The 26,726-nt window shown below is 56.2% G+C and carries 24 protein-coding genes, 1 tRNA gene and 1 other RNA gene; 19 read left to right on the top strand and 7 right to left on the bottom strand.

Translation table 11 applies throughout. The annotated features are described in order from the left end of the window. Positions 1-5 precede the first annotated feature (5 nt). Positions 6-1,097, bottom strand: a complete 1,092-nt coding sequence (locus tag Q8Q08_02765) for an LptF/LptG family permease (protein MDP2652933.1) — start codon at positions 1,095-1,097, stop codon at positions 6-8. Beyond that, positions 1,094-1,855 carry a ComF family protein gene (locus Q8Q08_02760; protein ID MDP2652932.1) on the bottom strand — a complete coding sequence of 254 codons (762 nt, stop codon included), beginning with the start codon at positions 1,853-1,855 and terminating at the stop codon, positions 1,094-1,096. Before Q8Q08_02760 ends, Q8Q08_02765 begins: the two co-directional genes overlap by 4 nt. Positions 1,856-2,018: 163 nt before the next feature. Between Q8Q08_02760 and pyrE the strand changes: the two genes are divergently transcribed. Genes pyrE through Q8Q08_02745 form a run of 3 tightly spaced genes read left to right on the top strand, consistent with a single transcriptional unit; the run spans position 2,019 to position 4,387 of the window. Beyond that, the gene (pyrE, locus tag Q8Q08_02755; GenBank protein ID MDP2652931.1) at positions 2,019-2,582 is read left to right on the top strand and encodes an orotate phosphoribosyltransferase; all 564 of its coding nucleotides are present in this window, start codon (positions 2,019-2,021) and stop codon (positions 2,580-2,582) included. A 6-nt stretch (positions 2,583-2,588) separates the two neighbouring features. After that, positions 2,589-3,938 (top strand): Maf family nucleotide pyrophosphatase, encoded by a 1,350-nt coding sequence (locus Q8Q08_02750; protein ID MDP2652930.1) that lies wholly within the window; start codon positions 2,589-2,591, stop codon positions 3,936-3,938. Next, positions 3,938-4,387: a DUF192 domain-containing protein gene (locus Q8Q08_02745; protein ID MDP2652929.1), complete on the top strand. Its 450-nt coding sequence runs from the start codon at positions 3,938-3,940 to the stop codon at positions 4,385-4,387. The genes Q8Q08_02750 and Q8Q08_02745 overlap by 1 nt, the downstream gene beginning before the upstream one ends. 150 nt (positions 4,388-4,537) lie before the next feature. Here Q8Q08_02745 and lpdA read toward each other — a convergent pair whose 3' ends face one another. From lpdA to Q8Q08_02720, 5 genes are all read right to left on the bottom strand, one after another. Then, positions 4,538-5,962 (bottom strand): dihydrolipoyl dehydrogenase, encoded by a 1,425-nt coding sequence (gene lpdA, locus Q8Q08_02740; GenBank protein MDP2652928.1) that lies wholly within the window; start codon positions 5,960-5,962, stop codon positions 4,538-4,540. Continuing rightward, on the bottom strand, positions 5,962-7,233 hold the full coding sequence (locus Q8Q08_02735; protein ID MDP2652927.1) for a 2-oxo acid dehydrogenase subunit E2: 1,272 nt from the start codon (positions 7,231-7,233) through the stop codon (positions 5,962-5,964). Before Q8Q08_02735 ends, lpdA begins: the two co-directional genes overlap by 1 nt. Positions 7,234-7,323: 90 nt before the next feature. Then, positions 7,324-10,002 (bottom strand): pyruvate dehydrogenase (acetyl-transferring), homodimeric type, encoded by a 2,679-nt coding sequence (gene aceE / locus Q8Q08_02730; protein MDP2652926.1) that lies wholly within the window; start codon positions 10,000-10,002, stop codon positions 7,324-7,326. Between the two features lie 274 nt (positions 10,003-10,276). Further along, positions 10,277-10,714, bottom strand: coding sequence for a hypothetical protein (locus Q8Q08_02725; GenBank protein ID MDP2652925.1), 438 nt, complete (start codon positions 10,712-10,714; stop codon positions 10,277-10,279). Between the two features lie 421 nt (positions 10,715-11,135). Continuing rightward, positions 11,136-11,217: transfer RNA gene (locus tag Q8Q08_02720), tRNA-Leu, on the bottom strand. Between the two features lie 309 nt (positions 11,218-11,526). Between Q8Q08_02720 and smpB the strand changes: the two genes are divergently transcribed. From smpB to Q8Q08_02640, 16 genes are all read left to right on the top strand, one after another. Beyond that, complete coding sequence (smpB, locus tag Q8Q08_02715; protein ID MDP2652924.1) at positions 11,527-11,985, top strand: SsrA-binding protein SmpB; 459 nt, start codon at positions 11,527-11,529, stop codon at positions 11,983-11,985. A gap of 105 nt (positions 11,986-12,090) precedes the next feature. Then, positions 12,091-12,476: a transfer-messenger RNA gene (gene ssrA / locus Q8Q08_02710) on the top strand. Positions 12,477-13,000: 524 nt separating this feature from the next. Further along, positions 13,001-13,780 (top strand): hypothetical protein, encoded by a 780-nt coding sequence (locus Q8Q08_02705; GenBank protein ID MDP2652923.1) that lies wholly within the window; start codon positions 13,001-13,003, stop codon positions 13,778-13,780. 337 nt (positions 13,781-14,117) lie between these two features. Next, positions 14,118-14,306, top strand: a complete 189-nt coding sequence (locus Q8Q08_02700) for an excisionase family DNA-binding protein (protein ID MDP2652922.1) — start codon at positions 14,118-14,120, stop codon at positions 14,304-14,306. Positions 14,307-14,420: 114 nt separating this feature from the next. Beyond that, positions 14,421-15,107 (top strand): PEP-CTERM sorting domain-containing protein, encoded by a 687-nt coding sequence (locus Q8Q08_02695; GenBank protein ID MDP2652921.1) that lies wholly within the window; start codon positions 14,421-14,423, stop codon positions 15,105-15,107. Positions 15,108-15,291: 184 nt separating this feature from the next. Continuing rightward, positions 15,292-16,053: a pseudouridine synthase gene (locus tag Q8Q08_02690; protein MDP2652920.1), complete on the top strand. Its 762-nt coding sequence runs from the start codon at positions 15,292-15,294 to the stop codon at positions 16,051-16,053. Between the two features lie 109 nt (positions 16,054-16,162). Further along, entirely contained in the window at positions 16,163-17,953 is a 1,791-nt protein-coding gene (locus tag Q8Q08_02685) for a hypothetical protein (GenBank protein MDP2652919.1), read from the top strand. Continuing rightward, positions 17,940-18,581 (top strand): acyltransferase, encoded by a 642-nt coding sequence (locus Q8Q08_02680; GenBank protein ID MDP2652918.1) that lies wholly within the window; start codon positions 17,940-17,942, stop codon positions 18,579-18,581. Before Q8Q08_02685 ends, Q8Q08_02680 begins: the two co-directional genes overlap by 14 nt. 14 nt (positions 18,582-18,595) lie before the next feature. Next, positions 18,596-19,804, top strand: a complete 1,209-nt coding sequence (locus Q8Q08_02675; GenBank protein MDP2652917.1) for a glycosyltransferase — start codon at positions 18,596-18,598, stop codon at positions 19,802-19,804. Then, on the top strand, positions 19,801-20,883 hold the full coding sequence (locus tag Q8Q08_02670) for a glycosyltransferase (protein ID MDP2652916.1): 1,083 nt from the start codon (positions 19,801-19,803) through the stop codon (positions 20,881-20,883). Before Q8Q08_02675 ends, Q8Q08_02670 begins: the two co-directional genes overlap by 4 nt. A gap of 1 nt (position 20,884) precedes the next feature. After that, positions 20,885-21,826 carry a glycosyltransferase family 2 protein gene (locus Q8Q08_02665; protein MDP2652915.1) on the top strand — a complete coding sequence of 314 codons (942 nt, stop codon included), beginning with the start codon at positions 20,885-20,887 and terminating at the stop codon, positions 21,824-21,826. After that, positions 21,823-22,614, top strand: coding sequence for a hypothetical protein (locus tag Q8Q08_02660; protein MDP2652914.1), 792 nt, complete (start codon positions 21,823-21,825; stop codon positions 22,612-22,614). The genes Q8Q08_02665 and Q8Q08_02660 overlap by 4 nt, the downstream gene beginning before the upstream one ends. 24 nt (positions 22,615-22,638) lie before the next feature. Further along, positions 22,639-23,541: a hypothetical protein gene (locus Q8Q08_02655; GenBank protein MDP2652913.1), complete on the top strand. Its 903-nt coding sequence runs from the start codon at positions 22,639-22,641 to the stop codon at positions 23,539-23,541. A 174-nt stretch (positions 23,542-23,715) separates the two neighbouring features. Then, the gene (locus tag Q8Q08_02650) at positions 23,716-24,084 is read left to right on the top strand and encodes a response regulator (GenBank protein ID MDP2652912.1); all 369 of its coding nucleotides are present in this window, start codon (positions 23,716-23,718) and stop codon (positions 24,082-24,084) included. A gap of 9 nt (positions 24,085-24,093) precedes the next feature. Continuing rightward, positions 24,094-25,251, top strand: coding sequence for a hybrid sensor histidine kinase/response regulator (locus tag Q8Q08_02645; protein MDP2652911.1), 1,158 nt, complete (start codon positions 24,094-24,096; stop codon positions 25,249-25,251). Positions 25,252-25,327: 76 nt separating this feature from the next. Further along, positions 25,328-26,212: a response regulator gene (locus Q8Q08_02640; protein ID MDP2652910.1), complete on the top strand. Its 885-nt coding sequence runs from the start codon at positions 25,328-25,330 to the stop codon at positions 26,210-26,212. The last annotated feature ends 514 nt before the right edge of the window (positions 26,213-26,726 follow it).

Below are 26,726 nucleotides of genomic sequence, written 5' to 3'. Positions count from 1 at the left end.
TGGACTTAAGAGGAACACAATCGGACATTGAGGAACAGCGTCACGGCCCCCGCGAGCAGGTTGGGGACCCACATGATCAGGGCCGCCGGGACAACGCTCTCGATGCTCAGGGCCTCGCAGCCGAGCGACAGCAGGTAATACACGGCCGCGCAAAAAATTGCCAGGACGACGTTGGCGGTCTTTTCGCGTTTGTTGGTGATGACCGCCAGGGGGAACCCCAGGAGGATGAAAAACAGGACCGCGAACGACCAGGTGACCTTGCGGTAGAATTCCGTGTCCAGGCGCGCGGTTTCCACGAGCAGCATTTCCTTCTTGCTCCGTTCCTCCCGCAGTTCCCGGAGCGTCATGCTTTTGGGCTTCTTGTCGATCTTCGCGTTGTTCTTGGCGATGTCCAGGGTCATGAAGAACTGGTCGAAATTGAGCTTGTAGAAATTGTTCGGATTCTTCAGGTCCGGCTCGTCGGAAGTTCCGTTCATGAGCTTGAGGATGATCTGGCTGCCTCCCGGGACGGGCGTGAACTCCCCCCGCTTGGCGATGATGGTGCGGGTCGGCCGGCCGTCGGGCTGGGGCTGCCAGATCGTGACGTTGTAAAGCCGGTTGTCATCGATGCGGTGGATGAAGAGGGTCTGCTTTTCAAAGGCGTGGATGAAGACCCCTGGCTCCAGGAGCGCCGTCGGGTTTTTTGCGCCCAGGGTCTTGAGCATCTTGCGCTGCTCGTGGTGGGCGTAAGGGACGATGTTGCTGTTCAGGATCAGACAGAAGAGGCTTAACACGACACCGACCACAAAAAGGGGAATGAGCAGGCTTTTCAGGTAAATTCCGTTGACGCGCATGGCCAGGATCTCGTTGTCCGCCGAAAGCCGGCTGAACGCCAGGATCACGCTGACCAGGCACGCGATCGGGATCGTGTAGCCCAGCAGGACCGGGATGGTCAGCAGGAACACCTTGCCGATGGTGGCGATGCTTACGCCCTTGTTGATGACGAGGTGGGTGAGCTGGATGAGGTTGCCCAGCAGAAAGATGCAGGTCAGGACCGTCAGCGCGAGAAAAAACGGCAGGATGCATTCCTTCAGGATGTAAGTCCGGATGATCTTCATGTTGCGCGGTCCTTTGTGCGGGGCTTATTGTCCCCGGGTGCGACGGCCAGGGCGAGGACGGTCACCCTCTGGGCCCCGGCATTTTTCAGGACCCAGGCGGCTTCGGAGGCCGTGGCTCCCGTGGTCAGAAGATCGTCTACCAGAAGGACTTTCTTGCTTTTGAATGTCTGTGAATGTTTTATTCTAAAAGCACCGGATATGTTTGTCCAGCGTTCTTTTCGGCTCAATTCCGTCTGACTGCGGGTCGGCCGGACTCTGCGCAACTCTTTTTTCAGCACCGGCAGGCCCAGGTGCTCCGCGACCAGCTCCGCCAGCAGTCCGGCCTGGTTGTAACCCCGTTCACGTTTGCGGGATGGATGCAGGGGGACCGCTACAACGGCATCATATCCTTCCAAAGAAACCCGGTAGTATTCCAGAAACTCACTCAAAAGGCGGCTGAATAAAAATCGCAGTCCTGTTTTATGGTGGTATTTGAAGAAATGGATCAATTCCCGGACAGAGTCTCTGTAAAGAAAGACGGTCCAGGCCTCGTCAAACACCGGCGGGTGCCTGCGGCATGTTTTGCAGTGGGTCCTCCGAGGTGATTCCAGGGGCCGGGAACACCGGAAGCAGAACGGCGGGCGGTTTCGGGACAGCGATTGCAGGCACCGCGGGCAGACGGCGTCCCTCGGGGACATCAGGGGGTCATGGAATCGGCAGAGGAGACAGATGCGGGGAAAAATCAGGTCCAGAAGACCTTGCCGGAAACTTTTGAGCACGGGGACATGATATCACCAGCCGCCAGGCGGTGTCAACCTTGTCCTGGGGCGGGCGGAGGAGATCGCCTTACCGCTTGAATCCTTGGGGCAAGGAACGTATAATACCTTCGATTCTGGCGGGGGGATTGCCCTGCCAGGGAACATTTCACTGAAAGGTTCTTTTATGCCGACATCAACCGCAGCATCCGACAAGGCCCGTTTGTTTGAAATTTTGAAAAAGAACGCGTTCTTCAGGGAGAAGATCACCCTGTCTTCCGGCAAGGAAAGCGATTATTACATCGACGCCCGCCGGGTGACGTTGTCCGCCGAGGGTGCGTATTTTTGCGCCAAGATCATCCTGGACACCGTCAAGAACGAAACCTATGACGCCATCGGCGGCCCGACGCTCGGCGCCGATCCCCTGGTCGGCGCCCTGGCGGTCCTGAGTTACCAGGACGGCCGGCCGGTCAAGACGTTTATCATCCGCAAGGCCCCCAAGGCCCATGGCAAACAGCAGCAGATTGAAGGCCCGCTTTTGCCCGAAGGGTCGCGCGTGGTCCTGATCGACGACGTGGCCACGACGGGCAAGGCCTTTCTCGAATCCCTGGAGGTCCTGAAAAAAAGCAACATCCGTCCGGTCAAGGCGGTGTGCATCGTGGACCGGGGCGAAGGCGCCAAAGACGCCCTGGCCAAACAGGGCCTGCCGCTCGTGTCCATTTTCATCGCGGACGATTTTCTGAAAAGTTGATTCCCTATGATCAAAAATATCATCCTTGCCTCAGCTTCGGCCCAGAGGAAAAAATTGCTTCAAATGGCCGGCCTGCGGTTCACGGTCCGTCCCAGCCATGTTGAGGAGGCCGCGAGCGTCAAGGGTTCCTGCAGCGCTTTGGTCAAACACAACGCCCTGCTCAAAGCGCAGGAGGTCGCCCGCCGGGCCAAGGCCGGCATCGTGGTCGGCGCGGACACGATCGTTTACGCCGGCCAGGGCCGGATCATCGGGAAGCCCAAAGACCTCAAGGACGCCAAGCGGATTTTGAAGATTTTGTTTTCCTGCCCGCAGTGGGTTTATACCGGGGTCGCGGTTATCGACGCCGCCACAGGAAAGACCGTCGTGGACTACGAGCGCACGAAGGTCTACATGCATCATCTTTCGGATGAGGAAATCGACCGCTACCACCGCCTGACCAGCCCCCTGGACAAGGCTGGAGGCTTCGACATCGAAGGCCGGGGCGGGCTGTTCATCAACCGGATCGAGGGATGTTATTCCAACGTGATCGGGCTTCCCATGGCCAAACTTCGGATCATGCTCAAGAAACTCGGGGTCCATATTCTCGGTTTGACGCTGGTTGCGGCGGCGCTGTTCAGCGGGTGCGCGACCGAATACAACCTCGCCACAGGCCAGCAGGAAACCCTGATGTACGGCACGGAGAAAGAGGTCAAGATCGGGGATGCCGTGGCCCAGCAGATCGAAAGCCATTACAAAATCGTCACAGACGTGGAGCTCAACGAGCGCGTTCAGAGAATTTTCGACCGGCTGGTGGCGGTTTGCGACCGCAGGGAATTGGTTTACACCATCAAGGTTCTGGATGACGATATGGTCAACGCGGTCAGCCTTCCCGGCGGGTATATTTACCTGTTCCGCGGCCTGACGGACAAGCTGAAGACCGACGAACAGCTCGCCGGCGTCATCGGCCACGAACTGGGACACATCACGGCCAAGCACGCGATCAAGCGCATGCAGGCTTCCTACGGATACATCCTGGCCCAGATCCTGGCCGTCCAGTCCGGGAGCGGAGCGGCGGCCCGAGGGGTCAACGCGGTCTACACATCGGTATTTTTGTCCTTTGCCCGCCAGGACGAGTTTCAGTCGGACGTCCTCGGCGTGAAATACATGAAAAAAGCGGGTTTTGATCCCCGGGGGGTGACGGAAGTTCTGCGGGTGCTGGAGGAGGAACAGCGCAAGGCCCCGCCGTCTGAGGTCAATTACTGGCGGACCCACCCGTACCTGCCGGAGCGTATCGCCAACGCCAACAAGGCGATCAACGGCCAGATCGAATTCCGGGACTATCTGAACCTGACCGGCACCGAAGAGCGGGGGTATTGATGAATCTCCGGACGTTCGCCTGTCTCGGTTTAGTTTTTTTTGCGATATTGTCGCTTTACAGCTGCCGGAAAACGATGGGCCTGGATCAGGTGTGTTTCCGGGATTATTGTTTTGACGTGGAAGTCGCTGCGGATGATGAGACCCGGACCCGGGGACTGCAAGGCCGCCCTTCTCTGGGGGAAAACCAAGGAATGCTGTTCATTTTTCCGGAGGCCCGCCCGTATACGTTCTGGATGAAAGATACTCTGATCCCGCTCGATATCATCTGGATGGACCAGGCCCGGCGCGTGGTCCATATCGGGTCCAACATTCCGCCCTGCCAGGAAGACCCCTGCGATGTTTATTCCCCCCCGATGCCAGCGGTCTACGTCCTGGAGCTCAACGCCAATAAGGCCGAGGACATCGGCCTGCACATCGGCGAGTATCTTCAATTCCATCTAAAAAATTAAGCTTAAAAAAGAAAAAACCTCGGAGATTGAAAAATTCAACCTCCGAGGTTGAGAAGGGGCGAAGCTCAGCTTTTTGGGGGGCGGCACTCGTTTTCTGGAAGAAAAGGGATGGAAACGAGTATAAGGCCAAAACTTATCTGACAGAAATTCTTAATTTTGGCGAGGTTTGGGCCTATAAACGTGCGTGCTTTGGCCGAAGAAGTTTTCGGCGGTTTCCATGAAGGTCTCGCTCAAGGTCGGGTGGGGATGGATGCTCAGCTTGAGGTCGGTGACGAGCGAGCCCATCTCGACGGCCAGAACGCCTTCGGCGATGAGTTCCCCGGCGCCGACTCCGACGATGGCCACGCCCAGGATGCGTTGGGATTCCGGGTCCACGATGAGCTTGGTCAACCCGTCCGGGCGGTTCAGGGTGATGGCCCGGCCTGACGCGCCCCAGGGAAATTTGACGACCTGCACGGGACGGTTCTGTTGCTTGGCTTCCAGTTCCGTGATCCCGCACCAGGCGATCTCCGGGTCGGTGAAAACAACGGCGGGAATAGCCTGCGGCTCAAACGCGACCTTGTGGCCGGCAATGGCCTCCACCGCCACGCGGCCCTCGTGCGAGGCCTTGTGCGCCAGCATCGGGTCGCCGGCGATGTCGCCGATCGCGTAAATTTTCTGGTCCGTGGTGCGCCGCTGCCCGTCCACCTTGACAAAGCCGCGGTCCGTGAGCTCGACCTTGGTATTTTCAAGCCCCAGGTTCTTGGTGACCGGCTTGCGGCCGATGGCCACCAGCACCTTGTCAAACTTTTCTGAAGAGCTTTTTCCGTCTTTATCTTCGAACGTGACGGTGACCCCGTCCCCGGCATCAGCCATCTGGGTCACCTTGGTGCTGACCTTGATGGACTCGAAGCGGGTGGAAATCCTTTTCTCCAGGATCGTGGCCAGGTCGCGGTCCGTGTTGATCAATAAATTGGGAAGCATCTCGACCACCGTGACCTTGCTGCCCAGTTCGCAGTAAAACGTCCCCAGCTCCAGCCCGATGTATCCGCCGCCGACCACGAGAAGCCGTTTCGGCACATCTTCCAAATTCAGCGCCGCTGTCGAATCCATGATCCGGGAAGAAGCGGGAGCAAAAGGGAGGTTGACCGGCACAGACCCGGTGGCCAGGATGGCATGGTCAAAGGTGATGGTTTCTTCGGCCCCGTCTGTCTTGGCGACCTTGATGCTGTCCGATGAGAGGAACGTGGCCCGGCCCTGGACAAATCGGATCTTGCGCAGTTTGCACATCTGTCCCAGGCCGCCGGTCAATCGTGATACCACGCTGTCTTTCCAGGCGCGGACCTTGTCGATATCAACGACGGGTTCGGCAAACTTGATGCCGAGCTCTTCAGCGTCTTTCGATTCCGACAGGATGCGGGCCACGTGCAAAAGCGCTTTGGACGGGATGCAGCCGCGAAAGAGGCAGACCCCGCCGGGATTGACGTCCATATCCACGAGCGTGGTTTCAATCCCCAGATCGGCGGCCAGGAACGCCGCGGCATATCCGCCGGGACCGCCGCCGATGACGACAAGCTGTGTATGCGCGGAGGACATTATTTGTCCTCCAATTTCAGCAGAAACGGCTGTTCGATGGCGTTGCAGACCCAGCGCAGGAAACGCGCTCCGTCGGCGCCGTCAATGACGCGGTGGTCGTATGAAAGGGAGAGGGGAAGCATCAGCCGGGGAGAGCAGATATTGTTCTCATAACCCGGCTCCATCTGGGCGCGGGAAACACCCAGGATCGCCACCTCCGGCCAGTTCACGATGGGCGTGAAAAAGACGCCCCCGATCCCGCCGAGGTTGGTGATGGTCATGCAGCCGCCCTGCATCTCTTCGATGGTGGTTTTCTTGGTGCGGGCGCGTTCGGCCGCCCCGGTGAGTTCGTCGGCCAGCTGGTAAATGCTTTTCTGGTCCACGTCGCGGATGACCGGGACGATCAGTCCCCGGTCCGTGTCCACGGCCACGCCGATGTGAAAATAGTTTTTGTAGACCAGCTCGCTGCGGGCCATGTCGATGCTGGAATTGAACTGGGGGAACTGCTTGAGCGCCGCGGCCATGACTTTCATGATGAACGGCGTGATGGTCAGTTTGCGGGCCGGGGTCGAAAGCTGTTTGCGCAGTTTTTCCAGGTTGGTGATGTCCGCTTTGTCGAACTGGGTGACGTGCGGGATCGAGAGCCAGGCGTGGCTCAAATGTTCGGCGGTTTTGCGCCGGATGTTGTTCATCGGCTTGCGCTCGACCTGTCCCCAGCGCGTAAAATCGGGGAGGGGCTGAACGGCCGGGCCTGATCCGGTCCGGGCGGCCCCGGTATTGAGGGCTTTGGAATAGGCCTTGACGTCATCAACGGAGATCCGTCCGCCCGGGCCTGAGCCGGGGACCTGGGTAACGTCAATGCCGATCTCGCGGGCGAACCGGCGTACAGACGGAGCGGCGGAGACTTCTTTGCCCGGTTGGGATGCTGCCGCGGCCGGAGCTGTTGCGGCGCGAGCCGCCTGGCCGGCTGCCGGGGCGTGAGATTTTTCTGCCGGTTTGGGGGCTTCTTTCTTCTCTTCCTTGGCCGGGGCTTTCGGTTGCTCGGCGGCCGCGGCTCCGGCCTCGAATTTCATCACGAGCTGGCCGACGTTGGCCACGGCCCCCTCCTTGACCAGGATCTCCTTGACAATCCCGTCGAGGGGAGAGGGGACTTCGATGGTGGCCTTGTCGGTTTCAAGTTCCAGAACGGGCTGGTCTTTTTTCACCGCGGAGCCGACGCTCACGATGATCTTGACCACAGTTCCGCCCTTGATATTTTCGCCTAATCCTGGAAGTTTGAATTCGGTCAGCACGATTAATTCCTTTCCGTATAGCGTTTAGCGTGGAGCGTATGGCGGATAGAAAAGATTGTGTCCTGAACGCTGGCCGCTAACCGCTATTCGCTAAGATATCATCGGGTTCGCTTTGTGCGGGTTGATCCGCAATTCCTTGGCGGCCCGGTCAATGACGTCCTGCTTGATCTTGCCTTCGCGCAGGAGCGCGCCCAGGGCCGCGAACGCGATATGGCGGGCGTCCACCTCAAAGAAATCCCTCAGGGCCGAGCGGATCTCGCTGCGGCCGAACCCGTCGGTGCCCAGGGACACCAGCCGGCGGGGGACCCATTTGCTGATCCCGTCCGGCAGGGCCTTCATGTAGTCCGAGGCGGCCACGAACACGCCGTCTTCTTTGGTCAGGCACTGGGTGACGTAAGGGACTTTGGGTGTTTGCGTCGGGTTGAGCACATTCCATCGCTCGGCGGTCAGCGCGTCCCGGCGGATCTCGTTATAGCTGGTGACGCTCCAGACATCGGTCGCGACGTGATATTTTTCTTCAAGGATCTTCTGCGCCTCGATGACCTGGTTCATGATGGCCCCGCTGCCGAACAGGTGCGCGCGCAGGGAGCGGTCCTTCATTTCGGAGGACTTGAACCGGTACAGGCCTTTGATGATGCCGTCCTTGACGCCTTCCGGCATGGGGGGCATGGCATAATTTTCATTGCCGATGCTCAGGTAATAAAATACGCTTTCCTGTTTTTCATACATCCGGTGGATGCCGTCGCGGATGATGACCGCCAGTTCATAGGCGAACGCGGGGTCGTAGGCCACACAGGTCGGCACCGATGACAACAGGAGGTGGCTGTGCCCGTCCTGGTGCTGGAGCCCTTCGCCGTTGAGCGTGGTGCGCCCGGACGTGGCCCCGGCCAGGAAGCCCCGGCAGCGCAGGTCGGCGGCGGCCCAGATGAGGTCACCGACGCGCTGCGGCCCGAACATCGAATAATAGGTGTAGAAGGGGATGGTGTTGATGCCCTGGGTCGAATAGGACGTTCCGGCGGCGATGAAGGAGGCCATGGACCCCGCTTCGTTGATGCCTTCTTCGAGGATCTGGCCGTCGGTCGCTTCCTTGTAATAGAGGAGACTGTCCTTGTCCACAGGTTCATACAGCTGGCCCACGTGAGAATAGATCCCGCACTGGCGGAACAGGGCCTCCATGCCGAAGGTCCGGGCCTCGTCCGGGATGATCGGGACGATCAATTTGCCCAGTTCCGGGTCTTTGAGGAGTTTGGCCAGGATGCGGACATACACCATGGTCGAGGACACCTCTCGGCCTTCGGTCCCTTTGTAAAATTCTTCGAAAAGTTCCTCGGACGGTGTCGTGAGCGGCGTGCTTTTTTCATGCCGCTGGGGCAGGTAGCCGCCCAGCTGTGTCCGGCGTTCGCGCAGGTATTTCATTTCTTCCGACTCTTCCGGCGGACGGTAAAAGGGCGCCTTGACGACCTCCTCATCCGAAAGAGGGATGTTGAACCGCGTGCGGAATTGCTTGAGTTCGTCTTCATTCATCTTTTTCTGCTGGTGCGTGATGTTCTTGCCCTCGCCGCTTTCGCCCAGCCCGTAGCCCTTGATGGTCTTGGCGAGGATGACGCTCGGCGCGCCCTTGAATCCCGCGGCCATTTTGTAGGCGGTGTAAACTTTTTCCGGGTCATGCCCGCCGCGTTTCATTTTGCGCAGGTTGTCATCGGAGAGATGTTTGACCATGTCGAGCAGTTTGGGGTTGGCGCCGAAGAAGTCTTTGCGGATGTATTCTCCGGATTCGACGGAATATTTCTGGTATTGGCCGTCGACGACCTCGTCCATGCGTTTGGCGAGCAGGCCCTCCGTGTCTTTGGCCAGGATGGGGTCCCAGTCGTTGCCCCAGATGACCTTGACCACGTTCCAGCGCGCGCCGCGGAACAGGGCTTCCAGTTCCTGGATGATCTTGCCGTTGCCCCGGACCGGGCCGTCCAGACGCTGGAGGTTGCAGTTGATGACGAAAATGAGATTATCCAGTTTTTCGCGGGAGGCCAGCTGGATCGCGCCGAGGGATTCCGGCTCGTCGCATTCGCCGTCGCCCATGAAGACCCAGACCTTGGCGTCATCCTTGGGTTTCAGCCCACGGTCTTCCAGGTAGCGGTTGAACCGCGCGTGGTAGATCCCCATGATGGGCCCCAGCCCCATAGACACGGTCGGGAACTGCCAGAAAGTTGGCATCAGCCAGGGGTGAGGATAGGACGAGAGCCCTCCGCCCGGGTTGAGTTCGCGGCGGAAGTTTTCGAGGTTCTTTTCGGTCAAACGGCCTTCCACAAAGGCCCGGGCGTAAACGCCGGGGGAGCCGTGGCCCTGGAAATAGACGAAATCCCCGCAAAAATTTTCGTTCCGGGCGCGGAAGAAATGGTTAAATCCGACCTCCAGCAGGGTGGCGGAGGAGGCGTAAGTAGAAATATGCCCGCCGACGCCGGATTCGTTCTTGTTGGCGCGGATGACCATGGCCATGGCGTTCCAGCGGATGATGCTTTTGATCCGGCGCTCGATCTCGCGATTGCCTGGATAGGGCGGTTGTTTTTCAACGGGAAGGGTGTTGACGTAGGGGGTGTTGGCGATAAAAGGGAGGGTTACGCCGGCTTCCTGGGCGCGGATCTGTAACTGCTGGAGGATCTTCCGAGCTTTTTCTTCGGTGCCGTGCTTAAGGACATAGTCCAGGGAACTTAACCATTCCTGGATCTCAATGTCGTCGATTTCGGTGTTCCAGTGGTGTACGCCTTCAGGCATAGATTGCTCCTTAATGAATGCGTGAGTTATGGAGCCATGGTTTGCCGGGCGACATAACTCACATCGCGAACCCGTTCACTTTGTCCAGGGTGGTTTGGCCTAGAAGGGCCAAACCATTAACCCTACGGAGCGTGAGCGAGCTTGCGAGCAAACGGTTGCGAAGTAGGGTATGGATCCTCTGAAGCCATGGTTTCTTGATCGAAATACTGTGAAATGAGTTTGACTATTGTATTACGGAACGAAGGGACGCGCAAGCGGAAAATCGCCCTGCGGTTCAGTCGTGGCAGATGATGCCGGTGACTTTGCCCCGGTTTACCATGGCAAAACAGCCGAATTCGGTCTGCCATTCGCTGCAGGCGCCGGTTTTTTTGAGGGAATGTTTCCCGTGTTCCCCGGTGAGCAGTTTTTCCTCTTCCGGGGTCAGTTTGGCGATGCAATACCCTTCACATTCCGCGGAGTCGCGGCAGGTCTTTCCGGCATCGCCGGCAGGAAGGATGCAAAATTCTTTTTCATGCTCTCCATGGAGGCCCCACTTGCCGCCATTGGCCAGACATTCGGGTTTGGAGGTGATGGTCTTGCGTTCGCTGGGCATTTTCTTGGCCAGGATGGGAGTGGCCGAGAGAAGAACAGCGGCTGATAGGAGCAGGGGGAGGATCAGTTTTTGGGGTAGATTTAGGGGCATGGTTTTGACCTCGATGAATGCCGTCCTCATTTTTCTAAGAAATTTGAGGAAATGAGGACAGGCATTTTTTCTTTCTGGAGAGAAAGTGAGTAGTTCAAAGGTAAAAAAATGCCGAAGGGGGGGCCTTCTCCTTCGACCCGACATTCGTCGGGTCTCATCCGAAGCCGGCCGCCTTCGCTCGAACCGGTGACGTCCCTCGATTTCACTCGGGACTCCCTTCGGTCGCTTAGTCGGCTTCTCCCATTTTTTCAAAAAATTAGAGGAAAGTGGGACCCAGCTTACCTTAAAACATCAGGGAAAAGCAGGGGGACTCCCTTTTCTAAATTAAAATGCCGAAGGGGGGAGTCCTTCTCCTTCGACCCGACATTCGTCGGGTCTCATCCGAAGCCGGCCGCCCTCGCTTGAACCGGTGGCGCTCGGGTCGGCTTCGACTCCCTTTTCTAAATTAAAATGCCGAAGGGGGGAGTCGAACCCCCAACCCTTGCGGGACTACGCCCTGAACGTAGCGTGTATGCCAATTTCACCACTTCGGCGAGAGTTTCCATGGTTTTATATTTAGAAGAACTCGAGCCGAATCCTGCTGAAGTTCCGACTTCACCGTAGGTGAAGTCGGACGTTTTGAAGCAGGATCGGTAGAGTTTTCATAAGGCAAAGAACTGTTCGAGCCGAATCCTGCGCAGCGGAACGTGGAGCCCGGCGCAGGATCGGCAATTTACCTCTAACGCAGAACACTGACAAAAAATTCCTTTTAAGCACCCGTCAGTATAGCGATAAAGGAAATAGCTGTCAATGGGGAGAATTCGATTGCTGGCCATCTCCCGGCTTGCTATAATCTCGCTACGATGAGCAACCCGAATATCGCGACCAATAAAAAGGCTTTCCATAATTTTCACCTCGGGCAGACGTGGGAATGCGGCCTGGTCCTGACCGGCGGGGAGGTCAAGTCCATCCGCGCCGGCGGGGTGAATTTCACGGACAGTTTCGCTCGGATCAAGGGAGAGGAGCTGTTTTTGCACAACCTCCACATCGTGCCCTACGCCCAGGCCAGTTACCTGAACGAAGAGCCTTTGCGGCAGCGCAAGCTCCTTTTGCACAAGAAAGAGCTCCTGAAGATCATCGGCCTGGCCCAGCAGAAAAAACTCGCCATCGTTCCCACGCGGCTTTATTTTAACAAGCGCGGCTTTGTCAAGGTCGAGATCGCCCTGGCCACGGGCAAGAAGCAGTACGACAAACGGGAAGACATCAAGAAACGTGACATCGAGCGCGACCTCAAGCGCGCGGTCAATACCCGCCGGCGTTGACCCCCGGCTTTCCGTCGGCTGGAATTTGCGTTCCCCGCCGATTTCCGCTATACTTAAGGGCGCATCCGAAGATCTTGCCGGATTTTTTCCGTTCTTTTAAAATATGGGGGTGATTGGTCTCGACTTGAGATGCTGGTCTATAGGTGGCATGCCGGGGAAGCTTGGTCGGCCCCGTTATCAATCCAAGCAACCAATAAAAGCAGACTACAACCCTGTAGCTGAAGCCGAGGCGATTCTTGCCGAGGCGCCTGTCCTCGCTTAATTAATTAAGTGAGGCCCTCGGGGAGGAAACTCCTGCGGTCCTTTTCGAGGTCATGAGCAGGATAGTCCCGCGCAGCGCTTCCGGGCGCGGGGCGAACCTTTTGGAAGCTGGTCCCGCCATACTTTGTTTGCCAGGGAAGGCGGGATGAGATATAAAAGACAAACTACGCATGTAGAGGCTTATGGGGCAACACCCAAGGACCCGGGTTCGATCCCCGGCACCTCCACCATTCTTTACCGCAGCGCACAAAACCTGCTTTCCCTTTGGGAGCAGGTTTTGTGCTATTGAGATGAAAGAATGGTGTCCTGGCGAGGCTCCGTCCGAGGCAGGACACCAAGGTTTTTATCTAGAAGCATTTGCTATGTACCCCGCAGTTTGATCCGAGGGATCCTGCTGGGTCCCCCATCTCCCGCAGCGAAAAAGACCTCCGAACCCGAAAGGGCGGAGGTCTTTTGTTTTTCAGCCGTCATTCATGGGACATGATGAGGAAAATTAATCTTATTTTCATCTCACGTTCATTTGTATTTTGCTATTTTTTAATCAATAGGATGGCAGCACAATATCGGGCCCTTGAAACCGGAGGTTAATGCAATGGTTAAAAGATTATTTTTTTCTATGTGTATTGTCAGTCTATCTTTCTGTCCTTTTTGTATTGCCCAAGAGGCGATTGATCAAGCTGCCGATGCTGACCCGCAAGAGGAAACCTTGAAAACGGCCGGCAGTCTCCCTGGGAACGAGCTCCCGGATTCCACGATGGGACACCCCGGTGCGCCCGGTGATCCAGGAAGCCCTGTCCAGGCGAATGTTTTACTGGAATCGATCAGGGAGACAGCGGAGGGAAAGAACGGGGAGCCTGCCGGTCTCAACGGCGGGGATCGACATTCAAAGAACGATGAGCGCCAGCCGCAGGAAAAAGTAACCGGACCGCAGAGTGCGCCCATCAAGGCGCCCGTTCCTGTCGCCTTAAAGATCAAGGAACGGTATCGTAAGGGCAGGATTGTTGAGTGGCAGCTTCTCAACAATGACCGCCTGATATCTCAGATCATCTATAAAGGACATAAGCCCGTGGCTATCAAAACATTTGATGCCCAGGGCAACCTGCTGAATAACAGCATTAAGATCTATTATCCGAATGGCAGGCCAAAGACAGTCGCTACCTTCAGGAAGGGCGTTCAGGTCGTCACGGAAGGTTTTTATGAAAAAGGTCAGCTGCGCTATCATCTGGTCAAGAGCAAGGACGGGCGGACAGTGAAATTCCGGGAATTTGACGAAAACGGCCGGCTGAAAAATGGAGATTATAAGGAATTTTATCCGGGCGGCCAGGTCAGAGGAATGGGACAATTCCGGAAAGGTTTGCCCGACGGGTCCTTTGTCAGTTTTTGCGAGGATGGTAAGATTGTCGGCGAACGCCAATTTAAGAGAGGAAGATTATTAAACCAAAACTTGGAGCGGGAACCGAGCTGCGAAGACGCATTCGCTTATTTGGACAGCGGGATCCGGCCGTTGATCGTTCTCATCGTTCAGAAAAAGTGATTTTCAGCAGGGCAACGGGAACTCCACAATAGTTGATTTGATCTTCCGGAAAGCAGGAAACAAAAAAGGCAATCCCAAAAGGATTGCCTTTTTTGTTGATGGTTGCTTAATCACCTTGCAGTTGAAAAATATCAACATGTTGCAGGAATGCCACACAATAACGTTGCCGTCGCTTTTCCGGGAATTTTCTCTTGAACAATAACTCTATATCCTCCAACCCATTATGGGAATTTGCGGTAATTTGGAACGTTTCTTGCTGTTATATAAATATTCCCATGATATTGATGGGGATTTGTGCGTTTTAGACGATTTTGTGCGATCTTGGAAAGGGCGCCAGATGTCCACAGAGGGCCAGATTTACCGCGAAAAGATCTTTCTGACCTCAGCCCAGGCGGCTGAGTTCTTGAATGTCAGCTTAGCCACGTTAAAAAAGTATATTGTTATCGGGAAGATCCGGGCCATTCGGACGCCGGGCGGGCATTACCGGATCAAGAGGCAGGATCTGCTGGAAAAACTCTATGATTAGTCCGCGTTGCGGGATTGTAGACCGGGTGGTTCTTATAAAAAACGTCTTAGCGTGAAAATGGCATTTTTTAAACAAAAAACGTATAGTTTTGGCTAAGAAAAACAAGGAGAGGATATGAAAATGGGAAAATTGCAGGTCTTGGCGCTGAGCATCGTGGGCATGGTTGTCTTTAACCCGACGGTTAGTCATGCATTAATGCTGATCGGGGGCGATGGGCTATTGGGGTCCTATAGCGGGTCGTTGAATTACAGCTTCACAAATTCGACGACGGCCCAGCTTGAGATTTTTTTAACGAATACGTCTCCGGCTGATAATGGGGGGTATTTGACCGCTTTTGTTTTTAACAATCCCCGTAACCGGATTACCGATATTTCCTTCAGTTCAAGTGATCCGGATTTCAATTTGTTAGGTGAAGATTCTTCGTTTCAGAATGGCGTTAACGGCCGTCCGTATGGCCAATTCGATATCGGCGCCAGCACAGGATCGGCTTTTCAGGGAGGCGGGAAGCCATCTAAAGGGATTGCTGTCGGGGATACCGAAAGTTTCACTTTTGATTTAACTGGTCATCACTTAGACATCTTAACGGAAGAAACTTTCCTTAATACTTTATCCAGACGGCCTGGGGCCGGACAAGGCCGCAAAAGTTTTGTGGCCCGCTTCCGCGGTTTTGAAGATGACGGAAGTGACAAAGTCCCCGGTGGTCCTGGAGAGAATCCTGTTGCTCCCGAGCCGGCAACCATGATCCTTTTTGGGGCTGGGATGGTTGGCGGGGCCGTGATGCGGAAAAAGAAGAGCCTTTAAACCGATTGACATTGTTTTTTTACCAAGGGTAGCCTTGATTTTCAGGCTGCCCTTTTTTTGGCCATGCGGGCTTTTCGTTGACAGGGGAATGCCGGTGTGATATCACAGGGAGTTGCCTTCATGGATAACCGGCGGATTTTTTATGACGGCCGGATCATTGTCTTTTCTGAAAAGGGTCGTGAGTATGCCGTCAAATATTGTGAACAAATTCCCGGGCAAGGTCCCTTTGGAGCGCGCGTTATCCAAGCTGGGGCTGGCCTCCCGCAGCCAGACGCGGGAGTGGGTGCTGGCCGGGCGCCTTCAGGTCAATGGAAAAACGGTCACGGACCCTTTGTCCCGGGTGATTCCGGAAAAAGACAAATTTGTTTTAGACGGTGAGCCTCTGCAGAAAAAAGAGTGGCGGACGCTGTTGCTGTATAAACCGAAAGCCGTTGTCACAACGGCTTCGGATGAAAAGGGCCGGCGGACCGTCTTCGATCTGCTACCGGCGGAGTTGAAGCATCTTCACCCCGTGGGCCGGCTGGACATGGCCAGCACCGGGTTATTGTTGTTGACCAATGACACCAAACTTTCCGCATACCTGACGGACCCCTCCCATGCCGTTCCGCGCGTTTATATCGTGACCGCCGAGGGGGAGGTGACGCCGGAAGACATCCACAGAGCGGAGGCCGGCGTGCAGGACCAAGGGGAATTGTTGAAGCCGTCCAAGATCACGCTGCGTAAGTCCAGCCGCAAGGAATCCCATTTGATCGTGGAATTGACCGAAGGCAAGAACCGGGAGATCCGGCGGTTATTGGAATCTCTCGGGCATGAGGTGACGCACCTGAAACGTGTCGCCTTCGGCGGTTTGGAGCTGGGTGATTTGCCGCCCGGCCAGTTTCGGGATGTCTCGAAGGAGGAGATTTCCCTGGCCGTTCCGGGAGCGGCCTATATCTGGAAAAATTGATCCTGATCGTTTTGTTGTTGGACAGAAGAATGGCGCGGGGCTAAAATGAGTGGGTCTTTTTAGACAGGCGTCATTTTTCGCAAGTTCATCCCGGGATATTTTAGAACGCATGCGTGACATTTGGAAAAGCCTGAAGATTTCCGCTTTAACGCTTTGGGCAGCCGCGCTCCTTGGTGTCGCCGGCGCGGTTGTCTATTCTCCGTCTTTCAACGCCCCTTTTTTATTTGACGATAACGGCTACATCCTGACCAATCCCGCGATCCAAAGAGCGGCCGAAATTCCAACTCTGTGGGAACGGCTGGATTACCGCAAACGTTTTATCGGATTCCTTTCCTTTGCCGTCAATTATCGGGTCCACGGAGACAGTGTTTTCGGCTACCATGCCGTGAATGTTGCCATTCATGTTGCCTCGGCATGGGCGGTCTGGTGGCTTGTGGCTTTGCTTTTGGCCCACCCCCAATGCCGCGGACTGGCCGCGAACCCTTGCCGGAAGCTCCTGCCGTTCTCTGCCGCGTTTTTGTTTTTGACCCATCCCGTCCAGACTCAGGCCGTCACTTATATCAGCCAAAGATTCACGTCGTTGTCGGCGTTGTTTTATCTGACGGCGCTTTGCCTGTACATGTCCGGCCGCCGGGTGGTCCCGGATGACGGCCACAGGCGAAGCCGGAGCCTGGTTTTTTTCACCGGGGCTCTCGTTTTCGGTCTGCTGGCCATTTTTACCAAGGAAACAGCCCTGACCCTGCCGGTTACGATGCTGCTGTACGAGTTTTGCTTTTCCTGGGGACGGAAGGAGGGGAGCAGTCAAGAAATCGCCTCCGGCCGCGGCAGCAAAGCGCTGTGGATTCGAACCGGGATTGTCGTTTTGGCGTTCCTGTTCCTTCTGATGGGGGCTTACATCATCGATGTCCCCCGTCTGCTGATCCGCTCCCGGGCCAACATTCCGGTGGAGGCGTACCTGTTCACGCAGTTCCAGGGATTTTTTACGTATCTGCGGCTCCTGGTCCTTCCCATCGGCCAAAATTTGAAATATGACTATCCGTTGTCTTACGGCTTTTGGAAACCGCTGACGGTCCTGGGCTTCCTGGGCATCGCGGCCCTTGGGGGGATCGCGTTAAAGATCCGGCGCCCTCAGCCCCTGGTTTCGTTTTCCATCCTTTGGTTTTTTGTTCATCTTGCGCTGGAATCCAGCGTCATCCCCATCCGCGATGTGATCAGCGAACACCGGTTGTATCTGCCGTCGGTGGGTTTTTATGTTCTGCTGGTCTTGGGGACAGCGGCCCTGGCGCGGACACGGAGGATATTTCTTTTGGCCCTGGGCGTCGTCATCCTGATTTACTCCGGCCTGACATATCAACGGAACGTTGTGTGGGGGACAGGAATTTCCTTGTGGGCGGATGTGGTGGGCAAGTCTCCCCGGGACGCCACCGGACACATCAACATCGCCGCGGAATACTTCAAAAAAGGCGAGCTTTCCTCGGCCTTGATGCATTTGGGGAAGGCCGTCAGGATTTATGAGACTCGGCGGGAGGAGCGCTTCGGCCGCGTAGAGGCGTTGTTCGGGGAAAAGCGGAGTGCCGCCGCTCTCGACGATCTTGAGGAATATGTTTTTCTGGGACAGCAGGAAGAAACGCTATGCCGGATTCATGGCGGGCTGAATCTGAGGATGGGGCGAGACCGGCAGGCGCGGGAGGATTTTGACCGGGCCGTTGTTTTACGCCTTCATAACGAGGCGTTCGGCCTTTACGCCGCGGCGCTGAAGGCGTTGAGAAAAGGCGATGTCCGCGGCGCCCGGGAGTATTTGCTCAAGTCCCGAGAAATCTTGCCCATTTCCGGCGAGGGGTTGTTACAATATCTGGAGAATTCTGTCAGCGCCGGCAAACTTCTTGATGAGAGGGATTGAGATGGGATTTTTACGGATGATCAAAAACGCTTTCCGGCGGTTCTTGGACCGGATCTCCCTTGCCGTGGCGTCCCCCCGGATGATCTACGACAATTACCGGGACGCCCGCGGCCGTCTCATCCCCCGTGTCCGGTACAGCAATACCGTGTGCTTTACCCACAAAGAGAACATCGAGATCGGGGAAAATGTTTTTATTTGGCATTACTGTGTCATTGACGGCACAGGCGGCGTAAAGATTGGGGCCGGGACCCAGCTCGGTGCCTGGGTGGGGATTTTCACGCACAGTTCCTACGTCGCGATCCGGCTCTATGGCCGGCATTACATGGAGATTCCCGAGGAGAAGAAGGTCGGATACAAGACCAGACCCGTTCGCATCGGGAAATACACCGCCATCGGATCGCAAACCGTGATTGTCCCCGGGGTGACCATTGGGGATGGGTGCATCGTCTGTCCCAGCACGTATGTCAACCGGGACATCCCGGATTATGCCATCGCCCGGGGCAACCCCGTGCGGATCATTGGTGACACGCGCCATCTGGACAGGCGGTATTTGAGGACGGATGAGCAGTTGCGCCGTTTCTATGAGGAATGGCAGTTTCCGGAGCAGGGCGGAGGGGTTCCTCTGTGAGCCCCTTTCTGCCTATGCCCCAAGATCTCAGGCCCGTTGTTGCCCATGTGAACCGTGGCGCATTTACTCCGTCCCAGACGTTTGTTTATTTTTTTGTCAGCCATTTGAAATTTTTTCGCGCTGTCTGCCTGGCTGAAGAGATCGCGAATTTGGAAACGTTTCCCTTTCCCAGGGGCGACATCTATCGGATCGCCCCCGGCCGATTTCCCTTTTGGGATTTTTATCGCCGCTGGCGGTATGGCCCCCTGGGCATGGATGCCGCCAAGGCCATCCAAGCCCTCAGGACAACCGGCGCGCAGTGCATCCACGCCCATTTTGGCCCTAACGGTTATTTTTCGCTGGCGCTCCGGCGGGCATTGAAGATTCCGCTCGTGACGTCGTTTTACGGTTATGATGTGACCAAACTGTCCCGTGAAGAGGAATGGCGGACGAAATACCGCGAATTGTTTTGCGAGGGCGATTGTTTTCTCGTCGAAGGGCCAGTGATGCGCTTCCGGCTGGCAGAACTGGGTTGCCCGCCGGAGAAAATCAGGATCCAGCGGATCGGCGTTCCGGTCGCAAAAATGGCGCCGCCGGTCCGGTCGAAGACCCGGGACAAAACAGTCATCGTCTTCTGCGGCCGGTTTGTCGAGAAGAAAGGTCTGAAATACGCCCTGCGCGCTCTGGCCGAGGTCAAGAGAACGAAGGACCGTTTTGAATTTCGCGTGATCGGCGACGGCCCGGAAAAACAAAAAGTGTCCGAGCTGATAGGACGGCTGGGCCTGAACGGCCATGTGAAACTGCTCGGTTTTCTTAATTACGATCGGTATCTTGATGAGCTGGGCAGGGCGGACATGCTGCTCCAGCCGAGCGTCACGGCCGCTGATGGGGACACGGAGGGCGGGGCCCCGACCGTGATCCTGGAGGCCCAGGCCCTGGGGGTTCCCGTGATCTCAACAACGCACGCGGATATCCCCAGCGTAGTTGTTCCCGGCAAAAGCGCGGTATTGTCCCCGGAACGGGATGTCGAGCTTCTTTCCCGTAATATTCTTTTCTTGTTGAAAAATCCGGGGGTCCGGCAAGACATGGGTTTGCGCGGCCGGGAGTTCGTCGGGGAGCACCATGACATTCGGAAAGAAGCCCCGCGTCTTGAAGCCATCTATCAGTCTCTGATCGAGGCAAGGCCGAGGTCTTGGCCGGAAGAGGGAGCAAGTCTACGCGGCAAAATCACAACGGCGATATGAAAACAGCCATCTTTCACAGTTTTATGGACAACATCGGCGGCGCGGAAAGGGTGTGCCTGATCCTGGCCCGGGAGCTGGGGGCGGACATCTACACCACGAACATCGACAGGGACAAGGTCCGGAGGATGGGATTTCCCGATGTCAAAATTCTCTCGATCGGCGAAGTCCCTGTCAATGCCCCGTTCCGGCACCAACTGGCCCTTTGGCGTTTTCGCGGCCTGGATCTGGGGAATACATACGACCGTTACATCATCGGCGGAGACTGGGCGGTCTCGGCCGCGGTCAATCACCATCCCAATCTCTGGTATGTCCATTCGCCGATCCGCGAAATCTGGGACCTGTACCCCTACACCCGGAAGAAGACCGTTCCCGCCTCTTTGCGGGGGTGTTTCGACGTCTGGGTCCACACCAACCGGATCTTGACGCGGGCGTATATCCGGCAGGTCGACCGGATGGTCTGCAATTCCCGTAACACGCAAAACAGGATCAGGACATACCTGTCGCGGGACGCCGAGATCGTTCATCCCCCGGTTGAAACACGGGAATTCCGGTACGGTCGGAATGGGAATTTTTGGCTGTCGGTCAACCGGCTGATCAGCCATAAGAGGGTGGACCTGCAGATCAGGGCCTTCCAGCGGATGCCGGAACAAAAACTGGTGATCGTGGGCAGTTATGAACAATCCCGGCATTTCCGGTCTTACGCGGATTATATCCGGTCCATCAAGCCGGCCAACGTCAGCGTTTTCAGCTGGGTCCACCAGGAAGATTTGCTGAAACTTTACGCGGATTGCCGGGGCTTCCTGGCCACCGCTTTGGATGAAGATTTCGGCCTGACTCCGGTCGAGGCGATGGCCGCCGGGAAACCCGTCATCGCCCCGGCCGATGGCGGGTTCAGGGAAACCGTTCTCGACGGTGTCACGGGCCGGCTTTTGGACCGGATGGATGAGGACAGCCTCCTCGCGGCGGTCCGCTTCGTCGGACAGGACCCGGGGAAATACCGGCCGGCCTGCGAGGACCGGGCCAGGGCTTTCGACACAAAAATATTTGTTTCCCGCATTAAAACATTGATGGGACATTGACATGGCCCTTTCCGTTTCCGCGATCGTCTGCACACACAACCGCTCCGGACTGCTCAAGAAGGCCCTGCAGAGCCTCCTGGCGCAGAGTCTGCCCGCGGAAGAGTATGAAATTCTGGTCATTGACAACGCCTCGTCCGACGACACGGCGGGCGTTGTCCGGTCTTTGGGAAACCGGAGCAACATGAAATATGTTTATGAGCCCAAGCTCGGCCTTTCCCGGGCGAGGAATGCCGGCGTCGCCCGCGCTAGGGGGCGTTATGTGGCCTTTATGGATGATGACGCGGTCGCGGATCCTGACTGGCTGAAGAATATCCTTGAGGCTTTCCGGTCCGCTCCTGCCAACGTGGCGTGCGTGGGAGGGAAAGTCGAACTTGTTTGGGATACCGCGCGTCCCCATTGGCTGGGGGACGGCCCCCAATTTTTCTTCAGCGAACTTGAATGGACCGTCCGTCCGCAGATTTTACGGGGAGATAAATATTTTTTGCACGGGTGCAATATGGCGTTTTTAAAGGAGATATTATCGGAGGCCGGCGGTTTTGACGAAGGATTGGGGCGAAAAGGCGAATCCCTGCTGTCCGGAGAAGACGTCGCCATCCAGAAAATCCTGCGGGGCAAGGGGTGCCAGTCCCTTTTTGATCCAGGTATCCGCGTCCGCCATGCGGTTCTTCCCCAGCGGCTTTCCATGTCCTGGCTGATGAAAAGGTTTGCCTGGGAGGGGATCAGCCTCGCGATGATCAAAATTCGGCAGGAGAGGCTTTCTTCTCTTGCAAGACTTTACGTCGCTATCAAAGAGTTCATCAAGTTTGTCCTGTTGTGCCGGGGCCTGAGTTTTTTGTGCCCGGCCCAGAATCCTTTTGTTATCCAACAGCGATGCCTGGCTGTTCAGAAAATGAATTATATTTTACGGATGCTTGGCGTCCAATCCGATTCCTTGTTCCTATGATTGGCGGAGATCACAGTTCGCCCGACGGGGCCGCCTTGACCCTGTTGAGGCTCAGGATCAAGGCGTGGGTCGACCGGCAATATGCCCGCGGAACCCTGTGGGGGAAATCCGTGCGGGCTCTCCATTTGTTGGCCTGGCGGTGCCGGATTATCTGCAAAATTTTGATTTTCCGGCCTCGCGCCCTTTTCTCCTTGGGGGAAGGCGACCTGGACCCTGCGCGTTATCCGAGCTTGCGACTGCGGATTTTTGGCCACCGTGTTCTGAAGGAGATTTTGCCGGCGTGCCGCTCCGTCGGGTTCCGGCCGTTTTTGACCTGCGGAACTCTCCTGGGTTTTCGCAGGGAAAATCAATTCATCCGGGATGACGCGGACATTGATTTGGGGCTCATGGAGGAAGACCGTGGGCGAGTCAGCCTTCTGGAAGATCGATTGAGACGGACGGGTTACAAGGTCCGGATGAAAAACGAATATTTTATTTCCTTCCGGAAGCCGGTTTATGACGACATCCATGTGGACTTTTTCTATCATTTCCATCAGGACGGCCAGGTTTTTACCGTGACGCCAGATGGGGAGACCTTGCTCAAATATTTTCATACGGCGGACGTGTTCGCGAACTTGGCCCCGGTCCGGTTTTATGGCCAGCCGATTTTGGTCCCGGGGGAAACTGAAAAGTATTTGACCCAGAAGTACGGGAACTGGGAAATTCCACGCCGGGATCTCGACCCCCGGGACAAAGGGGATTATCCGAACCTGATGATTGAGGGGCCTGGCGGCCGCCCTGTGTCTTGAGCCGAAGGTCGCCGTATCGCTGAGATGATGTATTCCGCGCTGCGCAGAACCATGGAAAAGGTCAAACTCTGGAATGAACTTCGTTCCCCGGGAGGGGGATCGCTGCGCGAGTATTGGTTTGACAGGGCCGCTTTGGATCCCAAGGGGCGCAGGCCCGGGTTGAGCGGTTACATGCGGCTCAGGAACGAGGCGGATTTTGTGGGCCAGGCGATCGCGGCCATCCTGCCGTTTCTGGACGAGCTGGTGATCGTTTATAACAATTGCTCGGATGAGACCCCGGCGATCGCGGAGGGGTTCCGCAGGTCCTTTCCGGACAAGGTCAAAGTGTATGAGTACGCGCCCCGGGTCTATCATCAGAGTTCCGCGGAGTACCATGATCTCCCGGCGGAATCGCCGAACAGCTTCGTCAACCAATCGAACTACGCCCTCAGCAAGACCACCTGCCGGTGGGCTGTCAAGATCGACGGGGACCAGGTCGTCATCCCGGAATTGTTCGGCCGGGCGGTCGCCCATATCCGCAAAAACGGCTTGGCCAAATACGTTTTGTTCAAGGGGGTCAATCTGTGGGACCACGCCGGCAAGGTTTATGTGAACGGGAACTATCCTCTGTGCGGCTTGGGAGACATCGGTTTTTTTCCTGTCAGCCCCGCGACCCGCTACATTTTTACTCACCGTTACGGGGTTTTTGCGCACCGGCTCAAAATGGAATGGGCGGGGGTCCTTTTTTTTCACCTGAAGGGGATGAAACGGGACCGGGGGACCGGGAACTATGAGCTTGAGAAATATCCCCGCTCCCGGTATCACAAATTCGTGAAGGACGTTTATACCGCTCCCCGCCTGCTCGAATGGGAGGAATTCAAAAGGGCGGAGCCCGAGGCGGCGCGCCTGCCTTTTCCGGAGTCTCTGGGGATCAAGCCCCTGCGCTGACGACAGGGCTGTCGCGAGATAAGCGGATCCGCGCCTTGGCGTGGTTTCCTTCGGCGAGGAGGTTATGAGGCTGTCGTTTTTATTTAAAGGCGGGGTGGACAGGTTGGGGGAGAGCGGCTAAAATAATGGTGGTTATTTTCAGATGGATTGAGGCTTTCGGCAAGGGGAGGGGTTATGGGCAGGAAGATTCTGGTCATTGATGACAACGAGGGAGACAGGGTGCTGATCCGCGAGCTTTTGCGGGAAAACGGCATCGTGTGCGAATTGGTCATGGCCGCGTCCGGCAAGGATGGGATGGAAAAAGTGCCCCAGGAAAAGCCCGATGTGGTATTGATCGACACAAATTTGAAGGAAATCGACGGATTCGAAGTCTGCCGGCTCATCCGGGCGATGCCGGGCATCGACGCCAAGCTCATCATCATGACGGGAGTGGTGGACGCCCTCGATGCCGGCAGGGCGCGGCGCTCGGGGGCCGATGATTTTTGCGTCAAGACCTCGGATTGCGAGTCCATCATCCAGGCCGTCAGAAAGATCATCGGTTGAAGGGAGCTTATGCAAAGAATTCTGATCGTCGATGACAGCCCGTTTGACCGGGAGTTCATCAAGGAGATCCTGCTCGGAACGAACCTGAAATATGAGCTGGTCGAGGCGGAGTCCGGCATGCACGCTTTGGAGATTGTCCGGGCGAACGCTCCGGACGTGATCCTGCTGGACATCCAGATGGCCAACCTGAACGGGTTTGAAACGCTGACCGAATTGCGGAAGATGGAAGACCGGCTGATCCCCACCATCCTGGTCTCCTCGTTCACCCATGAAAATGACCGCATCCGCGGGATTCAGCTGGGCGCGGCGGACTTCATCAACAAGCCGATCATCCCGGAGGAGCTGACCGCGCGGGTGGCGTCTTACTTGTCCTTGAAGAAGATGTATGATGACATCCAGTGGGTCATGCAGAAGACCAACGACGGGATCCGCCTGTTGTACAAGGAGCTCGAACGGAAAAACAAAGAACTGCAGAAGATCGACCAGATGAAGGATGATTTCGTGGCCACGGTTTCCCATGAATTGCGCACCCCCCTGACGATCATCAATGAAGGGCTGAGCCTTATGCTGGACAGGGTCCTGGGCGACCTTCCCGCTCAGCAGGAAGATGTCCTCAGGAAATCCAAGAAGAACGTCGAGCGCCTGATCTCCCTGATCAACGACCTGCTGGACATGGCGAAAATCGAGGCCGGAAAGATCGAGTTGAGGCTGGCCTCGAAAGACATCAATGCGATCGTCCAGTCGGTGGTGGATTCCCATTTTCCCTTGATTCGGTCCAAAAAGGTCTCTATGAATTATTCCGGGCCGGGGCACGAGGTCCTGACAAGTGTCGATGAGGACAAGATCGTCCAGGTCCTGAACAACCTGCTCAATAACGCCTTCAAATTCACTCCTGAGGGAGGGCATATCGAGGTCTCGCTGGCTGTCCAGGACATGAGCGTGTTGTGCGCGGTGAAGGATTCCGGGATCGGTATCAGCAAGGAGGACATGGAAAAATTATTTAACAAGTTTGAGCAGTTTTCCCATAAATACAGCCCCGGCGTCAAGGGCACGGGGCTGGGGCTGGCGATCTGCAAATCGTTGATCGATCTGCATGGCGGAAAAATCTGGGCGCATAGCGAGCCCGGGCATGGGACGACCTTTTATTTCGCCTTGCCGAAAAAGTAGACGCCGGCGCAGGATTTTTCGTGGAGGAGAGGGACATCTCCGGCCTTAATAATCTTACAAAAAATCGGGGTGTATCATGGCAAAAAAAATACTCGTCGTAGATGATGAAGCGGATCTGGTCTCGATGCTCGAGTTGAGACTTTCGGCCAACGGTTTCCAGGTGATCAAGGCCTTCGACGGTGTGCAGGGGCTGGAGAAGGTCAGGGTGGAGAAGCCGGACCTGATCATCGCCGATGTCCTGATGCCGAAAATGGACGGCTTCGCTTTTTATAAGGAGTTGAAAAAAGCCCCCGGCACGTCCAATATCCCGGTCATCATTTTGACGGCGCGGGGGAAGATGGAGGAAACGTTCCGGGTCATGGGGGTGGACCACTTTGTGACCAAACCTTTTGATGCCGCTGACCTGGTGGGGAAAATTCTGGGGATGCTGGGAGTAAACCCCGATGCCGCGCCTGCCCAGGCACCCGCTTCCCCAAAACCGGAAACGGTGAAAGAGCCGCCCTCTCCCAAACCGGAGCCGGCGAAAGCCCCCGAAAAGCCGTCCACCGTCAAGGGCAAGAGGGTCTTGCTGGCAGGTTCCAGCACGGGCGTTCTGGATCGGATGGAGCGAGCCATCAGGTCCGGCAAATACGCGTGCGAAATTTGTCCGGCAAACCAGAATGTTTATGATGTCGTTGCCTTTGCCAAGCCCGATCTCCTTGTCCTGGAAGTCATGATGGCAGGCCGGCCGACCAGCGATGTCGTCCTTAAAGTGCGAAAACACCGTGATCTGAAAGATCTGCCGATTCTGTCGTTTTCCGTAATGGATAAAGAAAATTTGGGCACAAAATCTCTGGCGGAAAAAACGATCGAAATTGACCGGGCCAGGAAATTGTCTCTCGATGCCGGCGCGACCGAGACGATGAGGGAGATGGATGAAAAGTTTTTGAGTGATTTCTTGGCCCTGCATTTGGGGACGTAGGGCCGGGGTCCCTTTTTCTCCTCTTTGAGAGAGGCGAGATCGGCGTCAGGGGGACCAATTCCATGGGATCTTTAAAACAATGTGTCAATAACAGAAGCCGCCGCCTCGAGAGGCCGGTGGTTTTTTATTTTGTCCGCCGGTTTTTCAGGCCGTGCAGGAAGGCATGATAAAAACGGTGAATCACGGGAAGCCCTCGCCGTACCCCCGCAGGGTGACGCCCCTGACAGGATTTGGCCGGGCCAACTCCCGGGCCCGGCCTGGTGCAGTGGGGAATTCTGGTGGACACTCGCAAAGGAGATTGGTACTATTAATAAAAATTTTGCAAAGGACCATCCCATGTGGGACTGTAAGCATAGGACTGAACAGGACTTTTGCCGGAAAAGGAAGAAAGCCTGTTATCCCGGCAGCAAGGGGTGTGTCCTGGAGGGGAAATTCGAATTCCCTTTCCAGAAAGATCTCAAAAAGCACAAGGTCTTGTCCCGTAAATCACGGCCTGTCCGAGATTAGTTTTGTT

Source organism: Candidatus Omnitrophota bacterium, from assembly GCA_030688425.1.
Taxonomy (GTDB): domain Bacteria; phylum Omnitrophota; class Gorgyraeia; order Zapsychrales; family JANLHA01; genus JAUYIB01.
This window is presented reverse-complemented; position numbering and strand designations above follow the sequence as displayed.